General features: G+C 71.0%; 27 protein-coding genes. 17 read left to right on the top strand and 10 right to left on the bottom strand.

Going from position 1 to position 25,547, the window contains the following annotated elements:
* A partial coding sequence (locus TOK_RS07695; protein ID WP_098957113.1) for a hypothetical protein occupies positions 1-906 on the bottom strand: 906 nt, incomplete at its 3' end.
* A gap of 2 nt (positions 907-908) precedes the next feature.
* Positions 909-1,913 carry an AAA family ATPase gene (locus tag TOK_RS33870; RefSeq protein WP_253258243.1) on the bottom strand — a complete coding sequence of 335 codons (1,005 nt, stop codon included), beginning with the start codon at positions 1,911-1,913 and terminating at the stop codon, positions 909-911.
* 2,297 nt (positions 1,914-4,210) lie between these two features.
* On the opposite strand from TOK_RS33870, the gene TOK_RS07680 reads away from it, so the two are divergent.
* From TOK_RS07680 to TOK_RS07670, 3 genes are read left to right on the top strand one after another with little or no spacing between them, the layout of a single operon-like run.
* Positions 4,211-4,726 carry a hypothetical protein gene (locus TOK_RS07680; protein ID WP_098957111.1) on the top strand — a complete coding sequence of 172 codons (516 nt, stop codon included), beginning with the start codon at positions 4,211-4,213 and terminating at the stop codon, positions 4,724-4,726.
* 40 nt (positions 4,727-4,766) lie between these two features.
* Entirely contained in the window at positions 4,767-5,993 is a 1,227-nt protein-coding gene (locus tag TOK_RS07675) for a DUF6545 domain-containing protein (protein ID WP_098957110.1), read from the top strand.
* Positions 5,994-6,010: 17 nt separating this feature from the next.
* Positions 6,011-6,661 carry a hypothetical protein gene (locus TOK_RS07670; protein WP_216361893.1) on the top strand — a complete coding sequence of 217 codons (651 nt, stop codon included), beginning with the start codon at positions 6,011-6,013 and terminating at the stop codon, positions 6,659-6,661.
* A 30-nt stretch (positions 6,662-6,691) separates the two neighbouring features.
* On the opposite strand, the gene TOK_RS07665 is transcribed toward TOK_RS07670, so the two are convergent.
* From TOK_RS07665 to TOK_RS07645, 5 genes are all read right to left on the bottom strand, one after another.
* Positions 6,692-8,758 carry a lipase family protein gene (locus tag TOK_RS07665; RefSeq protein WP_216361892.1) on the bottom strand — a complete coding sequence of 689 codons (2,067 nt, stop codon included), beginning with the start codon at positions 8,756-8,758 and terminating at the stop codon, positions 6,692-6,694.
* Between the two features lie 659 nt (positions 8,759-9,417).
* Positions 9,418-9,939, bottom strand: coding sequence for a peptidoglycan-binding protein (locus TOK_RS07660; protein ID WP_172457468.1), 522 nt, complete (start codon positions 9,937-9,939; stop codon positions 9,418-9,420).
* A gap of 411 nt (positions 9,940-10,350) precedes the next feature.
* On the bottom strand, positions 10,351-11,130 hold the full coding sequence (locus tag TOK_RS07655) for a DeoR/GlpR family DNA-binding transcription regulator (protein WP_172457467.1): 780 nt from the start codon (positions 11,128-11,130) through the stop codon (positions 10,351-10,353).
* 275 nt (positions 11,131-11,405) lie between these two features.
* Positions 11,406-11,687, bottom strand: coding sequence for a hypothetical protein (locus tag TOK_RS07650; RefSeq protein ID WP_098957106.1), 282 nt, complete (start codon positions 11,685-11,687; stop codon positions 11,406-11,408).
* Positions 11,688-11,714: 27 nt separating this feature from the next.
* Positions 11,715-13,208, bottom strand: a complete 1,494-nt coding sequence (locus TOK_RS07645) for a hypothetical protein (RefSeq protein WP_253258242.1) — start codon at positions 13,206-13,208, stop codon at positions 11,715-11,717.
* A gap of 508 nt (positions 13,209-13,716) precedes the next feature.
* Between TOK_RS07645 and TOK_RS07640 the strand changes: the two genes are divergently transcribed.
* On the top strand, positions 13,717-14,166 hold the full coding sequence (locus TOK_RS07640) for a helix-turn-helix domain-containing protein (RefSeq protein WP_216361891.1): 450 nt from the start codon (positions 13,717-13,719) through the stop codon (positions 14,164-14,166).
* Between the two features lie 124 nt (positions 14,167-14,290).
* Here TOK_RS07640 and TOK_RS31545 read toward each other — a convergent pair whose 3' ends face one another.
* The 3 genes from TOK_RS31545 to TOK_RS32460 all read right to left on the bottom strand — a co-directional run bounded on the left by TOK_RS31545 (position 14,291) and on the right by TOK_RS32460 (position 15,403).
* Complete coding sequence (locus TOK_RS31545) at positions 14,291-14,572, bottom strand: hypothetical protein (RefSeq protein WP_141566311.1); 282 nt, start codon at positions 14,570-14,572, stop codon at positions 14,291-14,293.
* Between the two features lie 190 nt (positions 14,573-14,762).
* The gene (locus TOK_RS07635) at positions 14,763-15,167 is read right to left on the bottom strand and encodes a hypothetical protein (RefSeq protein WP_098957104.1); all 405 of its coding nucleotides are present in this window, start codon (positions 15,165-15,167) and stop codon (positions 14,763-14,765) included.
* A 62-nt stretch (positions 15,168-15,229) separates the two neighbouring features.
* The gene (locus TOK_RS32460) at positions 15,230-15,403 is read right to left on the bottom strand and encodes a hypothetical protein (RefSeq protein WP_172457466.1); all 174 of its coding nucleotides are present in this window, start codon (positions 15,401-15,403) and stop codon (positions 15,230-15,232) included.
* A gap of 196 nt (positions 15,404-15,599) precedes the next feature.
* Here TOK_RS32460 and TOK_RS07630 point away from each other — a divergent pair, with 196 nt between their 5' ends.
* From TOK_RS07630 to TOK_RS32445, 13 genes are all read left to right on the top strand, one after another.
* Positions 15,600-15,827: a hypothetical protein gene (locus TOK_RS07630; RefSeq protein WP_098957103.1), complete on the top strand. Its 228-nt coding sequence runs from the start codon at positions 15,600-15,602 to the stop codon at positions 15,825-15,827.
* 475 nt (positions 15,828-16,302) lie between these two features.
* Complete coding sequence (locus TOK_RS07625; RefSeq protein WP_098957102.1) at positions 16,303-17,454, top strand: DUF932 domain-containing protein; 1,152 nt, start codon at positions 16,303-16,305, stop codon at positions 17,452-17,454.
* Between the two features lie 138 nt (positions 17,455-17,592).
* Complete coding sequence (locus TOK_RS07620; RefSeq protein ID WP_098957101.1) at positions 17,593-18,756, top strand: DUF3560 domain-containing protein; 1,164 nt, start codon at positions 17,593-17,595, stop codon at positions 18,754-18,756.
* 171 nt (positions 18,757-18,927) lie between these two features.
* Complete coding sequence (locus tag TOK_RS07615) at positions 18,928-20,691, top strand: ParB/RepB/Spo0J family partition protein (RefSeq protein ID WP_141566310.1); 1,764 nt, start codon at positions 18,928-18,930, stop codon at positions 20,689-20,691.
* 87 nt (positions 20,692-20,778) lie between these two features.
* On the top strand, positions 20,779-20,952 hold the full coding sequence (locus TOK_RS32455) for a hypothetical protein (RefSeq protein WP_172457465.1): 174 nt from the start codon (positions 20,779-20,781) through the stop codon (positions 20,950-20,952).
* A gap of 5 nt (positions 20,953-20,957) precedes the next feature.
* Entirely contained in the window at positions 20,958-21,239 is a 282-nt protein-coding gene (locus tag TOK_RS07610; protein WP_098957099.1) for a hypothetical protein, read from the top strand.
* 372 nt (positions 21,240-21,611) lie between these two features.
* The gene (locus tag TOK_RS32450; RefSeq protein ID WP_172457464.1) at positions 21,612-21,779 is read left to right on the top strand and encodes a hypothetical protein; all 168 of its coding nucleotides are present in this window, start codon (positions 21,612-21,614) and stop codon (positions 21,777-21,779) included.
* A 64-nt stretch (positions 21,780-21,843) separates the two neighbouring features.
* A complete protein-coding gene (locus TOK_RS07605) occupies positions 21,844-22,356 on the top strand; it encodes a hypothetical protein (RefSeq protein WP_098957098.1) in 513 nt (170 codons plus the stop codon).
* A 151-nt stretch (positions 22,357-22,507) separates the two neighbouring features.
* Positions 22,508-23,470, top strand: coding sequence for a DUF4192 domain-containing protein (locus TOK_RS07600; protein ID WP_098957097.1), 963 nt, complete (start codon positions 22,508-22,510; stop codon positions 23,468-23,470).
* A gap of 502 nt (positions 23,471-23,972) precedes the next feature.
* Positions 23,973-24,434 (top strand): single-stranded DNA-binding protein, encoded by a 462-nt coding sequence (locus TOK_RS07595; protein ID WP_098957096.1) that lies wholly within the window; start codon positions 23,973-23,975, stop codon positions 24,432-24,434.
* A gap of 157 nt (positions 24,435-24,591) precedes the next feature.
* The gene (locus TOK_RS07590) at positions 24,592-24,840 is read left to right on the top strand and encodes a WhiB family transcriptional regulator (protein WP_098957095.1); all 249 of its coding nucleotides are present in this window, start codon (positions 24,592-24,594) and stop codon (positions 24,838-24,840) included.
* Between the two features lie 282 nt (positions 24,841-25,122).
* Positions 25,123-25,254, top strand: coding sequence for a hypothetical protein (locus tag TOK_RS34665; protein ID WP_256387963.1), 132 nt, complete (start codon positions 25,123-25,125; stop codon positions 25,252-25,254).
* Positions 25,254-25,547: bifunctional DNA primase/polymerase (locus TOK_RS32445; RefSeq protein ID WP_216361890.1), on the top strand; the 294-nt coding region annotated here is incomplete at its 3' end. The genes TOK_RS34665 and TOK_RS32445, both read left to right, overlap by 1 nt.

Raw genomic sequence — 25,547 nt, 5'->3', positions numbered from 1 at the left:
GGTGGCGGGGTAGCGGACCTCGCCGGGTTTGACCATGTTGGTGGAGAAGAACAGCGCGTGCGGGATCGTGCCTGCGGCGATCTCCGAGGCGCGCACGACGGCGGCGTAGCGGGCGATGCCCGCCCCGGTGGAGGAGCCGTTGTGTTCGCGGCCGTCACCGTCGAGTGCGGTGGCCGCTCCCCAGTTCGCGGCCAGCCCTGCGCTGGTCTTCTTGGTGACCCACAGGTTGACCACCGTGTCGGTGCTCGGGTCGGCGATCGCGACGTGGCCGTCGGAGCCGGGTGGGATCTTCAGGTTGGCCGGGACCGGCACCTTCAGCCCGGCCAGTGGGTTGCCGCCCCAGTTCTGCGACAGCGGCACCGTCGAGCGTGGGGTGGAGGCGCTGATCTGGTCGGGGTTGACCAGCGCGACGCCGAACTCGCCGGTGTTGAGGATGTGATCGCCCGAGGCCAGCGCGGCGGCCATCGCGGCGGACTGCGGGTCCAGCCGGGCACCGGTGGGGATCGGGTTCCACAACCAGTCGGCCTTGCCGAAGTACGGCCGGTCCCCGACCGGGCACGAGCTCCCCGCCCCGACACCACCGGCCCCACTACCTGTACTGCCGCCACCGGCATTGCCGCCACCGGTTCCGGTGCCGCAGGTGGCGGTGAATGTGGGGGTGCCGACCCCGGCGGCGGCGAGGCTCGCGCGTAGCCGCGCCGCGGCGTCGTCGCCGGCGTGGGTGAGCGCGGCGTAGAGGTCGGAGGCGGTCTGGCGCCACCCGCACCCGGCCGCCGTGGTGATGGTGGTGGCGGTCGGGCCGGTGGCGGTCGGGGAGGCGAGTAGGACCGGCGGGGTGGTGAGCAGGGGGCCGGTGAGGGTCGAGGCGGCGATCACCGCGGCCGCGGCCAGCGCGGACACACCCACCGCTACCGCCCCGGGCCGGTGGTGAATCCCCGGGGGGTGGGGAAGTCCCAGGTGAACGCGTCGGCCACGAGTGCGGCGAGCTCACGGGCCGCGGCGCGGGTGCGGGGACGTAGCGCGTCGAGGTAGATCTGGCCGCCCTCGGTCAGATGCGGGTCACGCGGGATCTCCACGACCGCGCGGCAGCGGTTCTCGAAGTGTGAGCGCAACGCGGCTGGGTCGACGCTGTGGGCGCGACGGTCGCAGCTCAGCACGATGACCGCGTCGGCGACCAGCTCGTCGAACCCGTGCGCGACCAGCGAATCGAGGGTCTTGTCGATGTGCCCGGCGGCGTCGATGGTCGGGGCGCCGGTGACGATGAGGCTGCGCGTGCTCTCCAGCGCGCCGGTCATCGCCGAGTGGATGAGTCCGGTGCCCGAGTCGGTGATGACGATGTTGAAGAACCGCACCAGCAGCGCCAGGACGCGGCGGTACTCGTCGCGGTTGAACGCCTCGGACTTCGCCGCGTCCTGATCTGAGGCCAGCAGCTGCAGCCGGCCGGCGTTGTTGACGAACCGGGCGACGTCGGTGAACGAGACGAGTTGGTCGAGGTCAGGGCGGTCGAGTAGCTGGCGAACGGTCGCAGTGGCCGGGTGGCCCAGTAGGCGGTCGGCGAGGTTTCCGGCGTCGGGGTTGGCGTCCATCGCGATGACCCGGTCGGCGCGGTGCTCGGCCAGGGTCAGACCCAGCAACGCCGAGGTGGTGGTCTTCCCGACCCCACCCTTGGTGCTGGCCACGGTGACGGTGTGCCAGCCGCCCAGCGGGGTGCGGATCCGGTCGAGGTAGTCACGTTCGGCCAGCTCACGGGCGGAGGCGCCCGGGTTGACCCGGCCACCGGACAGCGAATACAGCCACCCGCGCACCCCGCGGCGGGGTGGCGGTGCGGCGGCGAGTTGCGCGCGCAGGTAGGTGTCGAACCCGACCGGGAGCGTGGGCGCCTGCGCGTTGGCCGCCGCAACCGGGTCGACCACGGACCCACCACCAGCCGGCACAGACACAGCCGGACCAGGTGCGGGTACCCGGGCAGGTGCGGGTGGACGGGCAGGTGCGGGTTCCCGGGCAGGCTGCGCGACCGTGACGACGGCGGGCAGCGTCGGCGGCCGCGGCGCGCTCAGCTCAGCCGCCGCAGCCCGCGCCCCTGCCTCGCCGCCGGTACCGACGTCGGGCTCTGTGTCCGCACCAGGCCCAGAGCCGGTGCCCGAGCCAGAGCCGGAGCCGGGGTCAGGACCATGTGTGGGGTCGGGCAGTCCGGCCGTGACCTGCTCTGCGGCGGAAGGCGTTGCCCGGACCGGGCGAAGCGCGATGACAGTGGCCTGCGCCGGATCCGGCCCCGATTCGGGCGGTGAGCTGGCGGGGGCGGTCTGCTCACCAGGAGCAGCAGGTTCAGGCGCTGGATGGGTTGCGGCCCCGGGCGGGGATGCCGGAACACCCACCACCGTCGGCAGCGGGGTCAACGGCGGCTCCGACGGCGATCCGGTCGGCGGCACTGCCGACGGTTCTGACGACGGCTCGGGCGGCGGTGGGGTCGACGGCTCGGGCGGCGGCGCGGTCGGTGTGGAACCGGCCGGGGTCGGGGCCGTGGGGGTGAGGGTCACCGTGCTCGTGGGCGCGTCGAGGGTGAAACGCCACGGCATCAGAGACGGGTCCTCAATCCAGGACGCGGACGTATCGGTCATTGCTGAGTGCCTCCGTGACGGCCTGGGCTTTCCTCACGTGGGGACGCAGTGGGCTGCAACGCCAGATCGACTTTCAGTTCGCCGGTGGCCAGCCGGACCACAGGCGGGGCCAGGCGGGTCCATGACGAGTCACCCGCAGCCCAGCCCGCCGCACTCGGTGGCGGGCAGCACGACATCGTCGCCGGGTCGGCGTCGGTGGCAGACGCGAGGATGTCGGGACGCGGACAGACGCGGTGGAAGCTCAGCACCCGCGCGGTGACCTCGACGATCAGACCACCACACTCGGTGCGCAGGGTCCGCCCCGGAAGGACCAGCTCCACACGCTGCCTGCCCGCGCCCGCCCACCCCAGGGTGGTGCCCCTGGGGTCTCGCAGCAGGGTCCGAAGGACCTGGGCGCGACGAGTCGGATCGTCTTCGTCCCAGGACAGGAACTCTGCAACGAACCGGGCGGCGAAGGCGGCTCCCTCGCCCTCACCGACCGGAGCCACAACCGCGTCACGCCCACCCTCACCGATCGGACCAGCGGCAGGACCAACGGCAGGACCAGGGTCTGATGCGGCACCGGCAGTCGGGATCGGAATGGTCGCGAGGCCGCGACGGAGCCCGCGCCGGGGGCTACGCCGAGCACGCCCTGCCAGGGCGAATGCTGCCGCCACCCCGCCAGATGCGGGCGGGGGCGCCAACGGCACCCTGGCGGGGCCGGGCCGCGCAGGCGGGGCGGGCGGGATCGATCGGACCGCGGGAGCGGTCGCGTCGGGCAGCCACAGCTCCGCGCCACCGGACTCGACGAACCGGGCGCCCCCGTGCATCGGAGTGATCGGACCCCCGCCCTGCCCGGCGCCGAACAAGCCCCGCAACGACTGTGCCCCAGCCGGGGCCGGTACCCCGCGAGCTCCTGTCACCAGCCCAGCAGGTCGCAGCCCCGCCGACACAGGCCCGGGGACAGGGACATGTCCAGGCCCCGAGGGTCCCGGACGCGGCACAGCCGCCGACCCGGCCTCGCCGGGGACACGGTTCCCGGGAACCGGGACCACCCGCGGAGGCTGCGGCAACGTCGAAGGAGGCAACGTCGAAGGAGGCGGCGCCGGCGGCCGCGGCGGTGCTGGCGGCGGCGGTGGCGGGGGGAGTTCGAGCCGCGACTCCGACGGCGGCAGTAGCGGCTGCTTCGGCGGGGCCAGCGGCTGTGGCGGCGGCGGGGTGGCAGTGGGGTTCGGAGGAGGACTGACACCGGGGGCTACCTGCCACGCAGGGCTGGCGCCGCCGCGCTGGCTACTGCCCCGACCCCGACCCACGACCACCATCCTGCTTCCGCACACCTGCTCGACGGAATCTCCGCCGGGCGAGACAGTAGCCTAGAGATTAAACTTGTGTCGACTGTGATGCCATATTGAAGAAGCGCTACGGAGTGTTGTTTCTAGCTACGGACCGGATCTGTCTGTACGGTGTGATCACAGTGGCGAGCCCGGGTACGTGCCGAGTGAGGCTGGGCGCAGGCGCCGCTATACGGTGCGCGCTGGTGAGTTCGTTGCGAGACGAGCCGTGTGGTGCGGGCGCCGGGTCCCCCGGTGACAGATGCTCGGAGAGGAGCGGGGATGGGGCTGACCTTCGCGGACCGGCTGAACGTGGTGTTCGACGCCTATCGGCAGCCACCCAATGAGGTGGGGGAACGTCGTCCGTGGACGAGTGGGCAGGTCGTGCGCGCGATGGCGCATCTGGAGGGGCGTCCGGCCATCACCGTCGGGCACCTGCACCTGCTGCGTAAGGGGGAACGGGGCAATCCCTCCGGGTCGGTCGTGGCCAGCCTGGCGCGCGCGTTCGAGTACCTGTCTCGGACCGAGCCCGAGCCTGGGCAGGCCTCAGCACTGCTGGCCTACCTGCTGCTGGACCCCGACAACGGCAGCGCTGATGAGAAGGACACCGTCGCGGGCATCCACGCCCAGCTCAAAGACGTGATCGCCGCCCACGAGGGCCGCCCGCGTGAGCTCGCGATCAGGGCCCGCCTGGGGGATCTGCAGGACGAGGAGTCGCTGCAGGCGGTCGAGGAGTTCATCGGGCAGCTGGAGGCGAAGGAGAAGACCCGCCGCGGCATCCTGCGGCGCGGCAAGTGAGCGGGCGCCCCGGCCCCGGGTGGATCCCGGGTGAGGTGAGGTGAGTACCGCTGCTGGCACCGCGGTCGACACGGCCGTCAAGGTCCTCGCGGTGCTGCTCTGGCTCGCGGTGCTGGTCGGCTCGAGACGCGGGACCCGGCTGCGCACCGTGGCGTGGATCGGGGTGCTGGCCGCGGGAATGACGCTGCGGATCGCCGCGCTCGGCGCGACCCTGGACATGCTCACCGGCCGGCTCGGGCTCAGTGTGCTGATCTCGAACCTGCTGCTGATCACCGGGTCGGCTCTGCTGGCCTGTACACAGCTGCGGGTGCGGTGCCGGCCCCGGCTGGCCGGTGCCGGTGCCGGTGCGGTCGCGGTAGCTGGATGGGTCGTCGGTGTCTGGGCAGGGCCGGCCAGCGTTGTCCCGCAAGGGTTCCTCCCGATGCTGGGGCGCACCGGTGTGCTGGTCTCGCTGCTGGGGTTCTACCTGTACTTCGTCGTCGCCGCCGTGGTGCTGGCCCAGGCCAGCACCACGACGCTGCGCGGCCTGGCCCCGGGAACCCTGCGCCGCGACCTCACCGCGATCATCGCCCTCGCCGGCGCGGTCCTGGCCTGGGCACTTACCGGTGTCGTGCTCGTGGTGGTGGCGCTGGTGCGCGGCGGCGGGCTCAACCCGGCACTGTTCACCGTGCTCGAAGGCGGTCTCGCGCTGCTCGTCGCGGCCGGTCTGGCCGTCGGGGCCGGTCCGCTGCTGCGTGGGCGCGGGGAAGACCCCGCCCTGCTGCACCAGCAGGTCCGCGAGCTGCACCGATGGCTGTTCGAACGCACCCCCACCCCCACCCCCACCCTCACCGGGACCGGCATCGGCACCGGGGCTCAGACTGGGACGGGTGGGGGTGGGCCGGCGGACATGTTCGTGGCCGTCGTGGAGATCCGCGACCGGATGTGGCTGGTCCAGCGCTGGGTGCGGCCCGCCGACGCCGACCGTGCGGTGCGCATGGGGCGCCAGCTCGGGTTGGGCTCCAGCGGTGCCCGCGCGTTCGCCACCGCGGTGTGTCTGGAGATCGGAGTCGCCGGGATGGTCGCCGACGACCCGACCGAGAACCTCAGCGCGGATCTCGGCGCCCTCGGCGGCGCCGCGACCGAAGAGCAAGAAGTCATCTGGCTCGCCCAGGTCCACCGCGCCCGCGCCCAGGGACACACCGTCGCCGCCGCTGCCGACATCTTCTACCGCGACGACCGGACTGCCCCGCACTCCCGCGCCACACCCACTGACGCCCACGCCTAGTAGCCAGGAGAGCCCTCGTGAGCAGCACCGTCGAGCAGTACCCCGGCCCGGGCGAACGACAGACCGCAGAGCCCGACCAGTCCGACCAGCAGATGCTGGCGCGCTGTCAGCGCCGGCTGCGCCGGGTGCTCCCCGAGCTGCCCGACACCCTCGAGGAGCTACGGCTGCAGATGCAGACGGTCCGCGGCCGCGACATCGAGGTCCAGATCAGCGACCCCAGCATCGCCGGGCTCCCCGCGGGGCTGTGGAGCCCCCGACCTGCCGTGGCAGGCCGGGCCGCCTACGACCTGATCTGGGTCGATCGGCGTACCAGCCCGTTCGCGCGCACCGTGGTCGCCTGTCACGAGTTCGGTCACATGATCTGCGAGCACCAGCTTCACGGCGCCCCGGCGAACCCCCAACCACTCACCGAGCTCGCCCACGGGCTACGCCTGACCCCGGCCACCATCACCACCCTCATCGGGCGCTGCGGGGAACCGTTCCAACCCGGCTCACCGGAGTGGCGCTGCGAACGCGAGGCCGAGCTGACCGGCCGCATCCTCGCCCAGCACATCCTCGACCCCGACCGCGACCGCCGCCGCGGCATCCTGGGCGCGCGCCGCGGCCGCAGATCACACCACCGAGCCCTTTCCAACTTGGTCGGGAGGAGCGGGCTCCGCGTGGGTTGAAGCAGCGCGGCCAGGACGGGCACGTCGTCGTCAGGTCGTTGGGAGGAAATCACATCCGCCGGTGGGGGAGTCGCCGGCCAGCCGCGCTCGGGTCCATGTGATGAGTTGGGGGATGAGGGGCGAGTCGGCGGTGACGAGTCCGACGTGGTCCTCGCCGGGCACGGTCAGATAGTCGACTTCTTGCCCGGCGTCGCACAGCGACCTGACGTAGTCGAGCTGGACCGCGGGAACCACGAGCGGGTCGGTCAGCCCTTGGGCGAGCAGCAGGGGTGCGTCGATGTGCAGCCGTGGGGTGTTCTGCTGAAGCCGTGCCAGCATCGGCCCGCTGACGAGCGGTCGGGAGAACACGTCCCGGTCGTTGCCGATGGCGAGCGCCTCGACGACCGACACCAGGGTGCGGGGGTCGGCGAGGCAGCGTTCGGAGAGCTCACGCATCAGGGTCTGCGCGGAGGGATCGACGTAGTCGCCGTCGCGGACGTCGTCATAGGCGGCGTCGTAGCCGGCGAGTGCGAAGGCGGCGAACAGGATGCCGCCGGTGACGGTGGGGAGGTTCGCGACGAGCCCTTCCAGGTCGCTGGCCGGGGCGAGCGCGGCGACACCGACGACGTCCAGCTCGGGCGCGTAGATGCTCGCGAGCCCGCCGGCCCACAGGGCTGCGTGACCGCCTTGCGAGTGGCCCCACACGACGGTCTGATCGGAGAGTGTGAGGGTCCTCAGCTGGTGGGCGGCTCGGATCGAGTCGAGCGCCGAGCGGCCCTCGCCCTGACCGATCAGGTACGGGTGCGGTCCCTCGGTGCCCAGGCCCACGTAGTCGGTGGCGACCATCGCCCAGCCGTGCGCGACGACCTCGCCGGCGGTGAACATCGCCCCGGCCACCAGCGGATCGGCGAGCATGCTCGGCGCGCAGTTCTGCGCGAACCCGGTAGTGCCGTGGGTCCAGGCGATCAGGGGGAGCGGGCCGGACGGCAGCTCGCGCGGTGCAATCACCAGCGCGCTGGCCAGTGCGGGCTGCCCGTCGTCCTTGGTGGTCGTATAGAGGATGCGCCAGGCCTGTGAGTCAGCGGGAATCGCCCGGGTGAACGGCTCCGCGCGCAGTAGGACACCCGGCTCGGACGGCACGATCGTGGGCGAGGCGTAGAAGTCGTCCGGATCCGGTGCGCCCTGATGAAGCCGGACGCTGGCCACTCCGATCACCAGCACCAGGACCAGGGTCACGAGTGCGCCCAAGAACCGCGCCGAGCGCGCGAACCAGCCCTGCTCCGCCGGCGCGTCGTCGGCCGCGTCCTTGTGGTGGAACCGAGCGAGTGCGTCCCACACCAGGTGCACGCCCAGGATGATCGTCCAGCCGCCGAAGGCCACCGCAGTGACCAGCAGGGTGACGTCCGGCCAGGCCAGTGCGATCGTCCCAGCCAGGACCGCCGTTGCCGCCAGCACCAGGCTCGTTGCCCGGCCCTGCGCAGCCGCGCGGGATGCAGCGGCCGCGCGCAGGACTCCGATCACGATCAGCGTGACCGCGACGATGACTGCCAGCGCACTCGTCGTGAAGCCCCGGAAGGCGAACACCACAATCCCTGCGGTGACCAGGGCCGCAGCAGCGATGAGCGACGGCCAGGCGACGTGTGGGTGCACCAGCTGCGCGAGGCCGTTCACGAGAAGGGTCAACCCGATCACCAGCACGAACAGGTTGATCGAGGTCAACGGCCGCACGATCAGCCACAGGCCCAGCGCCACCGCGGCGAGGCCGACGAGCAGACGCACCCACCACGGCAGCCGGTCGGTCAGACGGCGCAGCCGCTGCCCAAGCCCACCTTCGGCATCGCTCACTCGCTCGCTCCCCACCGCATGATCAGTCGGCCCATCCTGGCCCAACCCCACACCCCGCCGATAGGACGACATCAACCAGGAGTGCGCTCGCCCGGCAGTCAGTCGATCTTGATCCGCCAACTGACCCACGAACCTGTGTGACCCGCCCCCGGCATGTCCCTGGCTCTCCCTGCATCGGGCTCGCCGAGCGGGGGGCGTCTCTACGGGGTTGTGAAGCGGCTGCGGCCCGCCGACCGCGGTGACAACACCCCCCCAGATCATCAACAGGGGCAACGTGTCATACCGTGGCCGGTGGCCTGCAAGCCCTTACTGGGCTTGATCAAGACGGTAACGGGGTGATCCGCTCGTCGGCCCTCCATCTCGTCATCTGCAGCCCCATGGGCGCAGCTCGCCGCCGACGGCCAACCCCACCCTTGGCCGTGGTCCACTTACCGCTTGTGTAGGTTCTGGGCGAGGCCGCCGTCACCAAACGTATGTTTGACGGCCGCATCAGCTGCGCGACATCAGCTGCGCGACGACACGGGGCCCGCGACAGCCGCAGCTCAGCCCTCAGTACGGGCTGCGTCCGCTACCGCCGCACGTCAGACAAATCTGGCCAACGATGCCGCGCGTGATGCCAGTTCCGGCGCAGGATCGACACGTGCGGCTCAGGTTCGACGGAGGGCTATCGCCCCCGCCGCGGAACAGAAGTACGACGATCCCGACGGGAACGGCCAGGACGACCAGGATAAAGACATATCTAAACCAGTCAAGAAACCAGTTCCACCAGGCTGGTAGCTCAGATGTCATCTCCGCCTCCGCTTGTCAGGCCAGCGCGCGATGCGACGTTATTTGTCGTGTTCATACGATTGCTCCCTACTCGGCGCGGTGCTGACGGTGGCCGGGAGCGCGGGCCTTTGGAGTTCGCGGCCGGGAAGTCGCATGCTGCCGTCCTAGGGCATGGGCACCGATTCATACATCTTCACCGCGCCAGGGTCTAGCTCGACGAACATGCACTTTGTGATCCCATACACCGACAGTGCGACTCCGGCTTTCTCCACGGCCTTCTTCGCCGCGTCGCGTGCCGCCGCCTCATCGAGACCATTCGAGACAGCGTCCTCGTACGCCTTGGCTCCGACTTCCTCCTTGAGGCAGTCGAGCGGTGAAAGACCTCCTGGGACCGTGCCATCACGAACGCAGCGGTTGCTCCCGTAGGGCACGTAGTCGCCAAGTATGTCGCACCGCTGCTGAGCGGTCAGCAGCGCACCGGCGCCTGGTGTCGCGACCGAGCCCAGCCGCATCGACTGCGACGTAACGATACTCGCCGTCTGGAATCCGACAATTCCGTCAGCGCCGAGATGGTTGCGGCCCTGCACGTCGAGGACGGCCACCCTCGTGGAAGCACCGAATATTCCATCAACCGTGAGGCTGTATCCAGGGTTGATGACGTTCAGATCGTTCTGCAACTGCTCCACGCACGGGCCGGTCGAATGACCCTCGCTCAGGACAGGACATCCCGTAAAGCTGCCTCCGCCCGGGTCCGCATTGGCCAGCGGAGGACTCGTCAACAAGGCTGTGGCCGACAAAGCTACTGCTGCACACGACATGCGCAACCGCATATTCGCCTCCATTAGAAGTGACACCACTGACGGAACGCGCGTCAGGCCAAGGCCCGGTCGCCCTTGTGAACGCCCTTCGTGGTCGCTCCGGTCCGGCAGGGCCTCAATCATGAAACGAGACGACAGTCCCGTACAGGGGTCTTTTGCTGCGAATCGTGCGAGCCTCCAGGGCCAGCTCGCGGCGCTGTGACCAGGTCAAATCAGTGACTGTGACACCGGTGATGTGAAGTTGACCATGAATCGTGTGAGAGCGGCGTACTCGGAGGATCAGACTGTCGCCACGACCAGTCCGTTCACTCGACGTAGTTCGGCCAGTCGTGATTCTGGGAGATTTCGATCGGTCACTATCATGCTGAGATCCGCGACGTTCGCGAACCAGTGCTCGTCCGGGCTGCCCTCCCACTTGGAGCTCACGCCGAAGAAGATGGTTCGCTGTGACCCGGAAACGACGTTCTGCTTGACAACTGAGACGTTGTGGATGGGAGTTGTCAGGCCGTGCCTGTAGGAGATTCTGTTGGCCCCGACAAGTGCGACATCGAATCGCATCTGCCTGGTCATCTCGATTGCCCAGTACGACGACGTGGCCAGTGTCTCGGGTCGCAGAGTGCCCCCCAGGATGGTGATCTCGATATTGGATTTCTCGCGGAGCGCGTGCGCAACAGTAAGGCTCGACGTCGCTACACGCATTGGTCGATCAGGCATTTCATGCGCGATAAGCTCTGGAGTGAAACCTTCATCGAGGTAGACAGTCTCACTCCCGCGAAGTTGCCGAACAACCTCGGAGGCGATCCGCTCCTTCGCGGCAACGTCTTTGACGCTCCGGCCCGCAAGGTTAGGTTCAAACATGTGACTGTCAGCGGGAACAGCACCACCTCGGACATCCCGCACCCTGGAGCCCTTCACGAGCAATTCAATGTCACGGCGGATCGTCTGCTCTGCTACCCCGAGCTCGTCGGCAAGTTGACGAAATGTGAGAAACCCATGCTTGCGAAGCAGCTGAACTGCCTGTGCGCGCCGTTCTTCGGGATTCAGGCGGGTTCCTGCCATCTCGCTCGTCCTCCAGCGTGGCGGTGCCATGGGCGGAACCGCGTGGATTGATGCTCGCCGTTGCGGCTGGACGCGTTACGGAGGTGCTGAGCGCCGATGAAGAGCCGTGTCGTGCGCTCGAGCACGCGTCCGTTCCCAGTAGTTCGCTACCGAACGTCGATGAATGTGTACGGACGAGTAGGGGGCCCCGACCGCACTGTCTGCGATCGGGCGCCTTCGGGCGGCGGACGTCGGCCGCAGTGACGCCAGATAGCGGCCCCCGTCCGGTGGCCGGGTCAGCCCTGTCGAGGCCGCAGCTGAGCCCGCCGATCAGCGATGATCTGTTGTGCGTGATCGAGCCACGCCTGTCGATACTCAGCAGGCTCCGGGCCGTGCCCGGACCAGCTGAAGTCGCGAGTGGTGAGCTCTGTGGCCAGGTAGGTCACCTCATGGACGAACGCCCGCCCGCCGACCGCCTCGGCGTCGCCCATCAGCTCATCTTGGCGGTCTGGCTCGTAGGCTCCCACGCTCGGCACCACTGCGCTCGACACCACTGCGCTCGACACCTCCGTGATCATCGCGGACCGGTCACCGAGGCCGGGCCGTCAGCCGATGGGGGCACCGGACATGCGCCCGATTCCAGAAGCCATCCGGCCCTGCGGGGTGTTCATCGCCATGCGGTACGCATCGGCCGTGGACATCCCGCTACCCCCCGAGTCTCCCGAGGAGCCCGAGTCTCCCGAGGAGCTGGACCTGCCCGATCCGGAACTCCCGGAGCCGGAGGAGTCAGATGTGCTCGGCGCGCTCGACGCCTTCTTCGCCGACGACCCCGACCCCGAGGAGCCCGACCCCGAGGAGTCAGAGGAGTCCGACCCGGAAGAGCCGGAGCGGGATGAGCTGGAGTCGGAGTTGGAGCCGGAGTTGTCGGTGCTGCTGGCGCGGCGTGGGGTGGACGTGCTCTCGGCCAGGTTGCGTACCGGTTCGGTCACGGCGTCGCTGGTCCCCGAGACGGTGTCGGTGACCGGGCGTACCGGAGTTACCGGCTTACGGGCTTGTGAGGAGGCCCCGTCGGCCAGGACCGCGGCGTCACGGCGATCGCTGTCGCTGGTGATCGGAGGCCTCGGTGGCTGCCCGCCCGGCGCCCGGGTCGGGCGGTGCTCGCGCAGGTCCAAGACCCGCGCGGTCAGGGCGCTGGTCTGGTCGGTCGGGTCCGGGATCGGGCTGGTCTCCGCGGACTGCACGCCTTGCCGGAGCCGGGTGAGGTCGTCTTGGCCGGCGGACCGCTGCTGGCGCAGCAGATCCCGTCGCTGGGTCAGCGAGTCGCTGACAAGCTGCTGGTCGGGAGTCAGCCGGCCGGCGGGCAGAGCGTCGAGCATCGTGGTGATCTCAGCGATCTGCCGATCGAGGGCGGCCAGCTGGTCTTGGGTGCTTGCCAGCTGGTCGAGGGTGGCGAGCTGGCCCTGCAGCGCCGCGCGCTGCTGCTGAAGCAGAGTCTTGCGATCCAGCATCGCCTTGACCGCCGCCGGGACCGCGCCGGGGTAAAGCACGGCGATCTGGCTGTCCCACACTGCCTCGGTCGCGGTGATCGTGGTGAGCTGGGAATCGATCGAGGCCAGCGAGATCTTGGCCTGGGCTTCCCAGTCGGCCTGAGCGACGGCCCGCGGAACATGATCGGGGTCGAACACGGCGGGCAGGTTCTTGACCACGACCGTGCCGCCGGTGGCCAACACACCCATCGCCGCGGCCACCCCCACGAGGCGCCGCACGCGACGGCCGCGGGTGACCCGGGCGGCCTGCAGCCGCTTGAGATCAGCACGGTGCTGGGCGTCGGTGGCGAACCGCCGCTGGTGAGTCTGGCCTCGTGTCGAGGGCAGATTCCGCAGCGCATCCGCAGCCATCACGAGGCTCGAACAACGAGGGGGCGACGATCCCGCCGGCGCGTCCCCACCAACCGGCGTCGGAACAGACGATGCGGCCGGGGCGACGGCCGCGACCTCGGCTACCCCCGCAGACGCTCCACGCCGCACAGCGCGGTGCTCACCGTGATGCTCGGGGCTGCAGTAGCGCCGGGGCGGGCGACCCTCGACGACGGCGGGCACGATCTCCGTGCAGCCGGGCAACGCACACTGCGGCCGATCCACGACGCCCTCCAGTCACGCACAACCCGGCACCGGGCCGCCGCCAACGACGGCCGCTACCGGTCACGCTGAACAGATATCCCCATTTTCGACAGAAACGCCACGATCATGCAAACGTGGTCTGGCCAGCGGTGACCGTGCTGGCGGGGGTCGGAGCTGGAGTCGCGCCGCGCGGGTACTACCGACCGTGAGTCGGCGCCCATGCTACCGCTCGTTCGGATCAGCACGACTGTGTAGGCGGCTCCTGGAGTTACCAAACGTGACCCTGATCGGGGGGTGTTCGGCCAAACAGGGTGATCATGGTCGACACTGCTGCTATCTGGCATCCGGTTGACGACAGAACATGGGAGGCGCCGTGGCCCCAAGATCACCCGATCAGGGCTGCCCTCCTGCCGAACCTCCATCCACTGCCCCGGCGGGGTTGGCTCCTGCCCGTGCAGGCGGGGCGGCCCGGTCGCGGTCGCCGAACGTGCCGGAGCTGGTCGAGCGCTTGTTCGCCACGGTGAAGCCCGCCGGGGGTCTCGGGCGCGAGTACACCCATCCTGAGATCGCCGACCGCGCCGCCGCGGCCGGGTACTCGATCTCTCCCAGTCACGTCTGGCAGCTGCGCCACAACGAGGCCAAGAACCCCACCATCCGCGCCCTCGAGGCCCTCGCTGCCGCCTTCGGCATGCCGCTGGCCTACTTCTTCGTCGACGCCGCGCCACTGCGCGAGGATCTGGCGCTGCTCGCGGCCTTGCACGACCCCGCCGTGCGCGACCTCGCCATCCGCGCCCACGGCCTGTCCGCCGAGACGATCGCCGCACTCGCCACCTTCGCTGACCGAGCCCGCGAGTGGGAAGGCATCGGAGATCCGGATTTTCCCCCGCAACCAGCAGGCAGTGACGGAGCAGCACGGCGCGGGGACGACGCCGGGTAACCGTCGCTGACTGCCGCCTGCCCAAGGACCCTCGTCCGGGGACACAGTCCACAAAGATCGAGACGAAGCGCCATCAGGCTCGACCGGCGCAGCGTCGAGACCGCCCGGTAATGATGAACGATCCTCAGCGATCAACCTGCCGAGCCCGCAGAACAAGAGAAACAACCGCTCCTACAGTGGGAATGTCCCAACCGGCGATCCAGTCGACAATTCGACGGTCGTAGTCACCAAGGTCAACACCCTCAAGGGCTTCCAAGAGAGCCGCGCGACGATCGTCAAGCTTCACCGCGCGCCAGCGCTCGGTGTCCGGGTCGAAGTCCTCTTCGGGCGGCCATCGATCGAACGGCGGACGGACGTTCCTCGGCTCCTCGTTCAACGGGCCCAGACCCTCGCCGTTGCTGCTCATGTGCACACAGTCTCACTCAAGACCGACAACCTCTCGACGCTGCGTCCTGCTCCTGCAACAAGCTTGACTCATCGCCTTGGGATACGTCGCCTTACCGCCAAAGGACGGGATCAGGTCGACCGCCTCGGGCCTCGACCCCTGATGACGAAGGGCTGTAACACCGTTCAGGAACGGTGCTCAGGCAGGCTGTTCAGGGGCGCGCAGCGCCGCCCGGGCGGCGCTGCGCGCGCGTCTGGACGAGTGTAGGCCGGTCGCCGGCCTTGCCCAGGAGGCGGCGCTCGGAGCCCGCCCGGCGCCGTGTGATGGCCCACTCGGGGACGACCGCCGGGGCGGTGAGGATCGGCCGGCCCCCGCGCTCCAGCTCGCAGGTAAGGACTGCCAGCCAGAACCCCCGCTCGGTCATGATCTGGGCCCACATGATCGCCCGGACGGCGCCGCCCACGAACACCCCGCCACGGCGGCTGCCGCGCCCGTATCGCTGCTGCTGAGTGAGGGCGGCGAGGTCCACCCAGACCGGCACCGGCGGGTCACAGCGGCGGACGGCCGGGTCCATGCTGTCCAGGACGTCGGGCACTGCATCCTTCATCTCGAACATGCGTTCGATTATGGGCCATGTGGTGGGCGGCGGGAATGCTGGGACAAGACCCGGCACGCCACTCACGATCCGGCGACGTGGACCTTCCCGCCGTCGGGCACGGGTGTGTCGAGGTCGGTCACCGGTTCGCCGTCGAGCAGGAGCGCTCCAGCTGCGCGGTGGCGTTCGGTCCTGTCCTCGGACAGGCCGGCCGCGCGGGCGAACTCACGGACGGTGCGGATCGGCTGTTCGGTCACCGCACCAGGATGCCTCGACCGTTCGGGCCGGGAGCGGGCGGCCGCGTAGCCGGACGAGCCCCCCCTGCGGGGTCGCTGGCGCGATCACACCCGGTCCGGCGAGCCGGAACCCCCGGCCGGTCCCTGCGGGACCCCGAGCGGGCCGTGCTGGGACGAGCCGCAGTTCCAGCACAACTCCACAGCGAAGGAGCATCCGATGGCCGACCAGACCGGCGTCCCCAGCCTCGAGGGTGTCCCGCTCGTCCTGAGCCCGGGCACGATCCTCGACGTCGGCGACGCCTGTGACCAGGGTTTCACCGCCGACATGCGCCGCGGTCGTTACGACGTGGGCGAGTGGATCACCTGCCCGGACTGCGGGCAGGAGCACCGGATCGCCGCGGTGACCCCGATCGACATCGTCCACAACATCCGCGTTGTCAGCTGATCTCCCAGACGCCTGGAGGGGCTCGGTTCCACCGAGCCCCTCCAGGCGTGTTCTTCCCGGGCACACGCCGGCGCATGCCCACGCGAGACCAGGCCCTGGGCCCGCCAGCCGGGCTGTATGGCCAGACGAATGGCCGACGAATGGCCAGGTCGGCCTGATGGGGAAGGGTGAGGCGGGCGCGGTGCGGGGCTCGCCGGTGGGTGAGGGCGTGATGACTCTGCACCCCAGGCCGGGCTTACCGGCCGATGCCCCGCCTGCCCGGCCCGACACGGGTGAGATCACCGCGGCGGTTGTGGAGCTCGGGCGCCGGTCCGGGCCGGTGATCTCACACCGGTCGGGCGAGCGCGGGCCCCCGCCCGCGCCACGTCCCAGGGCGCGGGCGAGTCACGCCTCACCGCCGCGGTGAGGCCGCCCCGGACCCGGCGTCCCCCTCGCCGGGGTCCCGGGGCGTTCTTCGACTCCACCGGGAGTTGTCATGACCGCTACCGAGCTGCTGACCCGCCGTAACGCCGATCTGGGCGAGATCGTCGAGGTCCTGCGCGCCCAGCAGTCCGCGAAGCTCGACGTCGTCACCTGCGCGAGCAACCTGCGGGTCGCCGACGGGGCCCTGCGTGTCGCAGGAGCCGACCACGAGCTGACCGTGGACGGGGTCAGCACCTGTGACGCGGTGCTCAACCCGACCGCATCAGCGGACGCGGACCTGGCCACCAAGCTCGACATCCCGCTGCCCTATCTGCGGCGGATGCGTCAGGCCAAGACCGACCTCTACGACGCCAACGTCAACGCGTGGCTGGCTGACCGGCCCGAGCGCCGTTTCCTGGTGCGGGGTCTGCGTGACACCGCGTCTACGACACCGGGGGTGCTGCGGGCGCTGCTGTCGGACTCCTACCGCATCGTCGACAACCTCGACATCTTGATGGCGGTCCTCGACGGTATCCGCCGCACCGACGTCCAGGCCGAGGTCACCCAGGCCGATCTGACCGAGTCCCGCATGTATGTCAAGGTCGCGAGCCGGCAGGTCGCCGAGATGGCCCCGGAGCTGCTGGCCGGATACCGCAGCCCGTTCACCGGGGCCTGCGGTGCGGAGAACCCGCTGGTCTTCGCCGGGTTCGTGGTGTCGAACTCCGAGACCGGGCGCGGCAGGTTCACGATCACCCCGCAGCTGGTGGTGCAGGTCTGCAACAACGGCATGACGATCAACCACCACGCGCTCTCGGAGGTCCACCTGGGCGGCAAGCTCGACGAGGGCCGCATCCGGTGGAGCACCGATACCCACGCCGCCGCGCTGGAGCTGGTCGGGAAGAAGGCCCGCGACGCGGTCGCGACTTTCCTCGACCGCGACTTCGTCCGCTCCCAGCTCCACGAGATCACCGCGGCGGCCGGCGTCGCGATCAGCGCACCCGCGGAGACCATCGAGTACGTCGCCAAGAAGCTCAACTTCACCAGCGAGCAGCAGGACGCCATCTTGGCTGACTTCATCTCCGGCGGTGCCTGCACCTCCGGTGGAGTCCTGCACGCGGTCACCTCCGCCGCGCAGCGCCTGACCGACGCCGATGCCGCCTACGAGATGGAACGTCAGGGCCTGCGAGCGATGAGCCTCGCCGCCACGCACGCCATCACCCGCTGACCTGCCCAGACCTGCCCGGCGGTCCCGCACCCACTGCGGGGCCGCTGGTTTCACGCCACCGGCACTCACGCCCACCGCGCTCACGACACCCACCGCACTCGCAACGACCCACCGCACTCGCGAAAGGACCCATCGGCGATGACTCAGCCGCAGAACCTCCCGACCCTGACCGAGCCAACCCCGCTCCCGACCGAGCCGGACCCGACTGGGCCGGCTCAGGGCCTGGCACCGCGGGTGCTGGTCATCGAGCACACCTACGCCGAGGGCACCTGTCTTGAGGGCACCCGCCGTTCGGATGACCTGTACGCGACGTTGCGGTCGCTGGGGTGGCTGTGGCGGGGTTCGGTCGGGGATTTCCGGTTGCAGGCCAGCCAGGACCGCCCCGCGAAGCGCGGCGCGATCGAGCGCACCGTCGCGGCGTTGCGCGCGGCCGGGTTCGCCGTCGAGGTCCGCATCGACACCACCCCCCGGCCCGTGCCGGAGGCGGAGGTCGACCGGGCTGTACGCGCCGAGACGCGCGCGGACCGGTTGACCGCCCGCGCCGCCCGCCTCACCGGCGAGGCGGCGAGCCGGGAGGAAGCCGCGAACCGGGTGCTCGACCACATCCCCCTGGGTCAGCCGCTGCTGACCGATCACTACTCCTACAACGGCGATCGTCGCCGTCGGGAGCGGGCGCACGCGAACATGGAGCGGTCGGTGGCACTCGAGCGGGAGGCCGGGCGGACCGCGGCCGCGGCGGCGACCGCGGCCGCGCACATGCGCCACCGGCACAACCCGCACACCGTGGCCAACCGGATCCGCACCCTGACCGCCGCGCTGGCGCGCTACGAGCGCGAACTCGCCGCGCTGGCCACCACCACTCAGATCCCTGCCGAGGCCCGGGTGCGACGCGAGGGTGAGCTCGCCGAATACGTCGAGAACGCCCGCGAGCAGCTCAGCTACTGGCAGCGGGTCCGCGACGCCCAGATCGCCGCGGGTGAGGCCACGAACTACAGCCGCGACGACATCAGCCGCGGGGACCTGATCCGATACGAAGGCGGCTGGTATGTCGTGGTCCGCGCGAACGCGAAGAGCGTGTCGGTGCCCTCCCCGCTCACCGGTGGGGGCGCCACCCACACCGTGCGCTACGAGCACCTGCGCGATCACGTCACGCCGGACTCGCCGCGGTGGCGCGAGGTCGCGGTCGCGGCGGTGCTGCGTGCCCGGCTGATGGCCCACGGCGGGCAGCTGACCGGCCCGGAGTGGACGAAGGTCGCCGACAGCGTCGCGGACCAGCTTGGCGCGCTGTCAGACCCCGGCTGAGACCTCGGATCCCTGACCTCCCGCCGGTGCGTGCCGGCGGGAGGCACGGTGGTGGTCCCGAGGCGCGGGCCGCGAGGGCGGCGGCCCGCGTTGTGGGACTCCCACCCCGGGACGCACCCCACGACCCCCGCCGGGTCGTGAGGCTCGACTCGCCCCTTCTTGGAGGTCCGCGTGAGCACAACCGAACCCACCAGCACCGAACCCACCAGCACCGAACCCGCACACCCCGCCGGCGGCGCGACCAGCGCCGACGGCGGGAACGCTGCCGTCGGGGCGGTGGCGCCCGGTCCGGTCGGGGCCGAGGAGCTCGGGACGTTGATGTGGGTGGACCCGACCCAGCTGGTCGTGGGGATCAACACCCGCACCGAGGTAAGGCTGAGCGCGCATTTCGTCGCCGACATCGGTGAGCGCGGGGTCCGTGAGCCGATCACGGTGCGCCGCCGCGACGACGGCGCGCTGGTGGTGCGCAAGGGCCAGCGCCGCACCCTCGCCGCGGTGAAGGCGGGCCTGGCGCGGGTGCGGGTCCTCCTCGAAGCCGACGACGACCCGGACAGGGCTGACCGGCACGCCCAGATCGCGCGGATCGTCGACCAGCTCGGGGAGAACAACCACCGGGCCGGCATCGGTGACCGTGAGGAGGTCGCCGCCCACCAGGAGCTGCTCGACCTCGGGCTGACCGCGGCGCAGATCGCCCGCCAAACCCGGACCCCGGCCGCCCGGATCCGCCAGACCACCCGGGTCGCGGCCAGCGAGATCGCGGCCAAGGCGATGGCCCGCTACGAGCTGACCCTGGACCACGCCGCGGTGATCGCCGAGTTCGACGACGGCACCGCCGAGGGCATCGAGGCGGTCAAAACGCTCACGGTGTGCGCGGCGCGCGAGCCAGGGCGGTTCGCCCACGCCGCGCAGCGCGCCCGCAACGACCGCGAGGACCGGCGGCTGCTCGCCGAGGCCTACGCCCACGCCCGCGAGCAGGGCATCGCCCTGCTCCAGACCGACACCGACACCGGGGGCGGCGGCGATGGCGAGCGCTGCGAGTACCCGGGCGCGCGGGCGTTGACCGAGCTGCGCCCGCGGGTCGAGGACCCCGTCTACACCCGGCTGAGCGTCGAGGACCACCAGGACTGCCCGGGTCACGCGGTCGCGATGGAGGTCCGCCGGACCTGGCGCAACACGGAGCCGCCGACGGTCGAGGCCATCGCCTACTGCCTGGACCCCGACACCCACGGCCACGCCCCGTACTACGAACGCCACGCCAGCCCTGACACGGCGGCCGTGGCGGCCACGGAGGAGGAGGTGGCCGCGGCGAAGGACGCCGCCCGGGCCGAGCGCCGGCGGGTGATCGAGGGCAACAAAGCCTGGGACGCCGCCGTCACGGTACGGCGAGAGTTCCTGCGCTCGCTGCTCGCGCGCAAGGCCGCACCGAACAACGCGGCCCTGTTCGTCGCCGAGGCGATGGCCACCGGCGGGCACGAGCTGCGCCGCGCGTTCGAGGGCGGCAACCAGCTCGCCTGCTCACTGCTCGGGGTCGAGGTCCCCGACCGCTGGCACGCTGGCAAGCCCAACCCGCTGCTCGGGCTGCTCGCCCGGGCGAAGGCGGGCAAGGCCGCCCAGGTCATGCTCGCGGTCGCGCTGGCAGCCGAGGAGGACAGCCTGCACCGCCACAGCTGGCGCGAAGGCAACGCCCGCCCCGACACCCGCGCGGCGGCATACATGAGCGCGCTGAAGAACTGGGGCTACACCCCGACCCACGTCGAGGAACTACTCATCGACCCCACCACCGTCGATCCCACCACGGTCGACCGCGCTGCCGAAGACCCGGCAGATGCCGGCGCCGACGACGACACCTCGGACACCGACGACGAGGACGGCGGCGCCCAGAACGGCGGCGACGAGGACGCCGGAGCCGACCTGGCCACGGAGTCGGCCGCCTGATCCGGGGGGTGCGGTGGGGCCGGGGACGCTCCCGGCCCCACCGCACCCTCCTACTGGCGAGAACCGTTGCGCGACAAGGAGAACCGTATGCACGCCGACACCGTGATCGGGCCCATCGACACGACCACCGCACCCGCCGCACCCCCGACGCCGACCAGGGTGATCACCTACCCGGGCGGCGCCGAACAGGACCACGACCGCGCTGGGGGACAGGACCAGGCTGCGGGACCGGGCGGCGCTGCGGGAGGGGGCGGCCGATGAGGCACGTGGAGTGGGAAGACCGTGTCACCGACCTGCACATCTGGCTCATGACTGCGGCCGAGGCGAACGCCGAGCTCAACCCCGAGTGCGAGATTGCCTCCTCGCACGTGCTGGTGCTGAGCTCGGGAGGCGGTGGTGATCTGGCCACCGGCGGCTCACTCGAAGAGCTGGCTGCGCTCGGCGCGCGAATCAGCCGGCTCTGCGCAGGCGCGGGTAAGGAGCGGCCAGACGGCCGCCGCAGCGCAGAGGAAGGCGACGACGAGCAGGTCGCGCACGACCTGACCTGAGAACGGGGGCCCGGCGGGTGGGTGCGGCCGAGGGCCGCATCCACCCGCGGGGGAATCCGGGACCGGGGCCGGATGAGGTGGCCGGGCGGGTCGGGCCGGTGGTGGGTGGTGCGGCCGCAGTGTCCGGGTAGGGCGGTGCGACGAGACCGCCCGGAGGTCAGCACAGACGGCCGGGGCGAGCGGGCCGACGAACCCGTGCCGACCCATCCCGGTGAGACCGCGTGCGGTCGGTAGCTCGGGCGCCGGTCGGGTGGATGCGGTCACACCCGGGATGGGCCAGCCGGAACCGCCGTCCCGTCCCCTTCGGGGACCCCGGCCGCCCGCGCTGAGGCAGAGCCGCGTTCCCGCCGCTCCGCCCACCAGGAGGCCCTGATGTTCCGCACCGCGACCGCGACTCCCGCTCCCAGCTCCGCATTCGGTGTCAGCTCGGCGTTCGGCATTACTGGCGACATCGCGTGGCGCGAGTTCGACGACCGCGACGCCCACCAGGACCGCATCGCCTCCGACCTGGCCGGGGCGCTCGATGAGCCGGGCTTCTGAGGGCCCGCCCGCGGGCGGGCCCCACCCGGGGCTCGCCTTTCGCATCGAACGGAGGCAGCCGAGGATGCTCGACCCGACCGGCAAGATCAACCAGATCGACCGTTTCGACTACTGCCGCAGCTACGTGCTGCCCGACTCGGTCGAGACCAATATTCCGCGCGACCGCAGCCAGCTCGGGAGCTACGGCGCCCACGAGTACGCCCGCGGCCTTCTCGTCGAGACCGCACAGCAGCTCGGCGCCCGCCCGGACCAGCTGCACTACACCGACGACGAGTCGACCTGTGCCGAGCGGTGGGACATCTGCCGCGACCCCGACGGCTGCCCGGCCGGCCCGATCACCCTCAGCGTGGTGGCGCTGCAGCTCGCGGTCCCGCTCGACACGATCCGCGTCACGGTGATGTGGTTCCGCTCCCTCGACGACGGTGGCCGGCATGAGGGGTGGCGGTTGAGCCTCGACGGGTGGCCGGTCCCCGAGCAGGACCGCACCTACCCACCCAGCCCCCGCGCCACCGGCGCGCTCGTGGCCAGGCAACACCACGCCGCAGCGGAGGCCCGGTGGCGGGGAGCGACCCGCTGACCACCCGTCGGCCCGGACCGCCGCATGCGGGGTACCGGGCCGGCGCAAAACCCCTGAGCCCTGCGCCAGCTCCCTTGTCCTGAGCCGGCCAACTCTGCCGTGCCCAGCTCGCCCTGCCCAGTCTGTTCACCCTGTCGGAAGGAATCCGATCATGACCACGACGCAGCGACCGATCCGTTTGACCAGCGCCGACACCGTCCTCGCCGCGATCCCGACGCTGGTCGGGTTCACGCCCGCGGACTCGCTGGTGATCATCACCCTCGCCGGGCGGCGGGTCGGGATGGTCCTGCGGGTTGATCTCCCGGCCGCGGGGGAGGAGACCTCCGAGGTGGCCGCCCACGCTGCGCAGGTGATTGACCAGCAGGGCGAGGCGCTGACCGCGGTGGTGGTGGTCATCGGTGAGGACACCCGAGCCGACGTGATCGGCGCGGTCACCGAGGCGTTGGCCCTGGTCCGGGTCGGTGTAGTGCAGGCCCTGCACGCTCCCGCGCTCGCGGCGGGCATGCCGTGGCAGTGCCTGTGCGGGTGCGGGCGCGCAGGCATCCTCGACGACCCGGCGGCCTCGATCGTGGCCGTCACCGCGGCTGTGACCACTGGGCAGGTCTCATACGGCTCCCGGGAGGCGCTGGCCGCGGAACTCGACAGCCGTATCGACAGCGTGACCGCGCAGCGGCGCGCGCAGATGATCGACGCGCTCGACGGCGAGGGTGTCGAGGCGGGCGTCGCGATCCTGAAGTTGAGGGAGCGGGTGCTGTCGGGGCGGGGCGACCAGCTCGACGAGGACGTTCTCGTCGGTATCGGGGCCGCGTTGCTCACGCAGGTGCGCCGCGACGCGCTGGTGGAGTGGACCGCCGAGAACACCGAACCCGGTCTGATGCGGTCGGTGTGGCTGCAGATGGTGCAGCAGCTGCCCGGGCAGGCCCGTGCCTACGCCGCGACGTTGTGCGGGCTCGCAGCTCTCCTCGAGGGTGACGGCGCCACCGCCAACCTCGCCCTCGACCTCGCCGAACAGGTCCACCCCAGTCTGAGCCTCACCGAGCTGGCCACCCAGATCGCCGCCTGCGGGATCGACCCGATCACCCTGCGGGCGATGCTGCGCGACACCGCCCGCTGACCCATCTCCAGCCGGCCGGTCACGACTCCGGCCGGTCGGAGCTGTCGAGCTGCCGTTGCTTCAGCACCCGTTCCGGCCTGCCGCCACGCAGGCGGGGCGGGTGCTGCGGTCGACGTCGACGCGGTACGGGCCGGTCGCAGCGGAGGCCACCGCGCAACCTGCTGAGGCCGGGGCGGGCGGCACGGGATCGGCGGCGCGGGATCGGCTGCGGGACAGCGGGTCGGGTGCGCGTTCTGGGCGTGGCTGCTGGCCGGAGGCCCGGTGTGGTTGATCCAGACGCCCGGAGGTCAGCACACACCCCGGGCCATGCCGCGATGAACCCACGCCCGATCCATCCCGGTGAGACCGCCGCTGCGGTGTGGGCGAGCACGACCAGCGTCCCGGGTGGATGCGGTCACGACCGGGATGGACGAGCGGGAACCCTCGCCCCAGACCAGGGGCCGTGTGCTGAGGCAAGCCGCGTCAGCCCAACACACCAACCCCCTCGGACAGGAGCCCCACCATGAACGAGAACACCTTCCACGGCACCGTCGGCCGCGAGATCCGGATCAACTACAGCCAGCGCACCGGCAACGCGGTGGTCAACTTCTCCATCGCGATCAACTCCCGGCGCTTCGACAAGGCCAGCGGCCAGTGGGTTTCCCGGTCCACCGTCTGGAAGGACGTGGTCGCGTTCGGGCCGCTCGCCGAGAACGTCTACGACACCCTCGCCACCGGGATGCACGTCGCGGTCACCGGTGAGGAGGTCGACGACTCCTACACCAAGGAGCTCGACGAACCCGGCCGCGACGACGTGGTCATCCGCCGCACCAAGATCGAGGCCCGCGACGTCGCGGTGAGCCTGCGGACCCAGAAGGCGCGCGTGGAGAAGGTCCAGCGCGGCAGCGAGCAGACCGGCGGGGAGCAGGCCGGCGACCCGCAGAGCGGGCGCCGCGAGACCACCGCGCCCCAGCCGGTCGGCTGACCCTCGCACCTGCGTCTCGGGCGGCCCGGTCCAGGGCCGCCCGAGACGGGGATGCCCGATCCCCCGGGTGCTCCCCGTAGTGCCAGACGCGTCGCGCGTGTGCGGCGACCAGCACAAACCCAGCGACCAGCACAAACCCAGCCGAAGGAGACGTGAGATGAGTTGGCATGAGCAGGCCGCGTGCCGCGGCGAGGACACCGCACTGTTCTTCCCGGTCGGCAACGCCGGGCCCGCGAAGGAGCAGACCGCGCGGGCCAAGGCGGTGTGCGCGGGCTGCCCGGTGATCGCGCAGTGCCGGGAGTGGGCCCACACCCACGAAGACACCGGTGTGTGGGGTGGTGAGGACGAGTACGAGCGCCGCGCCGCGCGCCGCCGAAACGCGCGCAACCGGCGATCGGCCGCATGAACACCACCCGAGACGACAGGTGAGACGGGCCAGCCACCGGCCCGTCTCACCACCAACCCCGAGACCACCAACCCGAGACCACCAACCCCGAGACCACCAACCCGCCGCAGGACCAGGGAGAACACCTCATGCGCACGCCCACCACAACGACCACTGCCGCGACCACGGCGACGGCGACCAACCCGGCGACCACTGCGGCGGCGGCGGTCAGCCGTGAGACCAGCACGAACACCGCGACGACAGGTCGTGGGAGGCGGGGTTGTGTCGGGCGGTCCTGGCACAGTGCAGACGATCACCACGCAGACGATCACCACGCCGGTGATCGCGGTGGGGATGTCGTTCGGAGGGGTGGGATGGCCGGTCCGCAACGCCCACGGCGCAGCGCTGCGCGCCCGGCGGGGCCGGGAAGGTTGATGCAGGCCGCGCTGGACGCGGCGGCGGCCGGGCTCTACGTGTTCCCGGTGTGGCCGCGGGGCAAGCTGCCCGCGGTCAAGGAGTGGGAGGCGGCCGCGACCCGCGATCCGGTGGTGATCGAGGAGTGGTGGAGCGTGCGGCCATGGAATCTGGGGCTCGCGGTGGGCCGGTCGAACGTGCTGGTCGTGGACCTCGACCCGCACCGCGGGACCGACTCGCCGGCGCAGTTCCCCGGCGCGCGCGGCGGCGCGGACGTGCTGGCCCGGCTGGCGGCCGAGGCCGGTGAGCCTGAC

The sequence above is a fragment of the Pseudonocardia sp. N23 genome, from assembly GCF_002583555.1.
Taxonomy (GTDB): domain Bacteria; phylum Actinomycetota; class Actinomycetes; order Mycobacteriales; family Pseudonocardiaceae; genus Pseudonocardia.
This window is presented reverse-complemented; position numbering and strand designations above follow the sequence as displayed.

Coding starts and splice junctions, on each gene's coding strand:
- TOK_RS07630 (WP_098957103.1), top strand. CDS start 15,600: ATGGCCGACCAGACCGGCGTCCCCAGCCTCGAGGGTGTCCCGCTCGTC.
- TOK_RS32450 (WP_172457464.1), top strand. CDS start 21,612: ATGTTCCGCACCGCGACCGCGACTCCCGCTCCCAGCTCCGCATTCGGT.
- TOK_RS07620 (WP_098957101.1), top strand. CDS start 17,593: ATGACTCAGCCGCAGAACCTCCCGACCCTGACCGAGCCAACCCCGCTC.
- TOK_RS07605 (WP_098957098.1), top strand. CDS start 21,844: ATGCTCGACCCGACCGGCAAGATCAACCAGATCGACCGTTTCGACTAC.
- TOK_RS07650 (WP_098957106.1), bottom strand. CDS start 11,687: ATGATCACGGAGGTGTCGAGCGCAGTGGTGTCGAGCGCAGTGGTGCCG.
- TOK_RS32455 (WP_172457465.1), top strand. CDS start 20,779: ATGCACGCCGACACCGTGATCGGGCCCATCGACACGACCACCGCACCC.
- TOK_RS07625 (WP_098957102.1), top strand. CDS start 16,303: ATGACCGCTACCGAGCTGCTGACCCGCCGTAACGCCGATCTGGGCGAG.
- TOK_RS07655 (WP_172457467.1), bottom strand. CDS start 11,130: ATGGCAGGAACCCGCCTGAATCCCGAAGAACGGCGCGCACAGGCAGTT.
- TOK_RS07680 (WP_098957111.1), top strand. CDS start 4,211: ATGGGGCTGACCTTCGCGGACCGGCTGAACGTGGTGTTCGACGCCTAT.
- TOK_RS31545 (WP_141566311.1), bottom strand. CDS start 14,572: ATGAGCAGCAACGGCGAGGGTCTGGGCCCGTTGAACGAGGAGCCGAGG.
- TOK_RS07635 (WP_098957104.1), bottom strand. CDS start 15,167: ATGTTCGAGATGAAGGATGCAGTGCCCGACGTCCTGGACAGCATGGAC.
- TOK_RS07590 (WP_098957095.1), top strand. CDS start 24,592: ATGAGTTGGCATGAGCAGGCCGCGTGCCGCGGCGAGGACACCGCACTG.
- TOK_RS07600 (WP_098957097.1), top strand. CDS start 22,508: ATGACCACGACGCAGCGACCGATCCGTTTGACCAGCGCCGACACCGTC.
- TOK_RS07595 (WP_098957096.1), top strand. CDS start 23,973: ATGAACGAGAACACCTTCCACGGCACCGTCGGCCGCGAGATCCGGATC.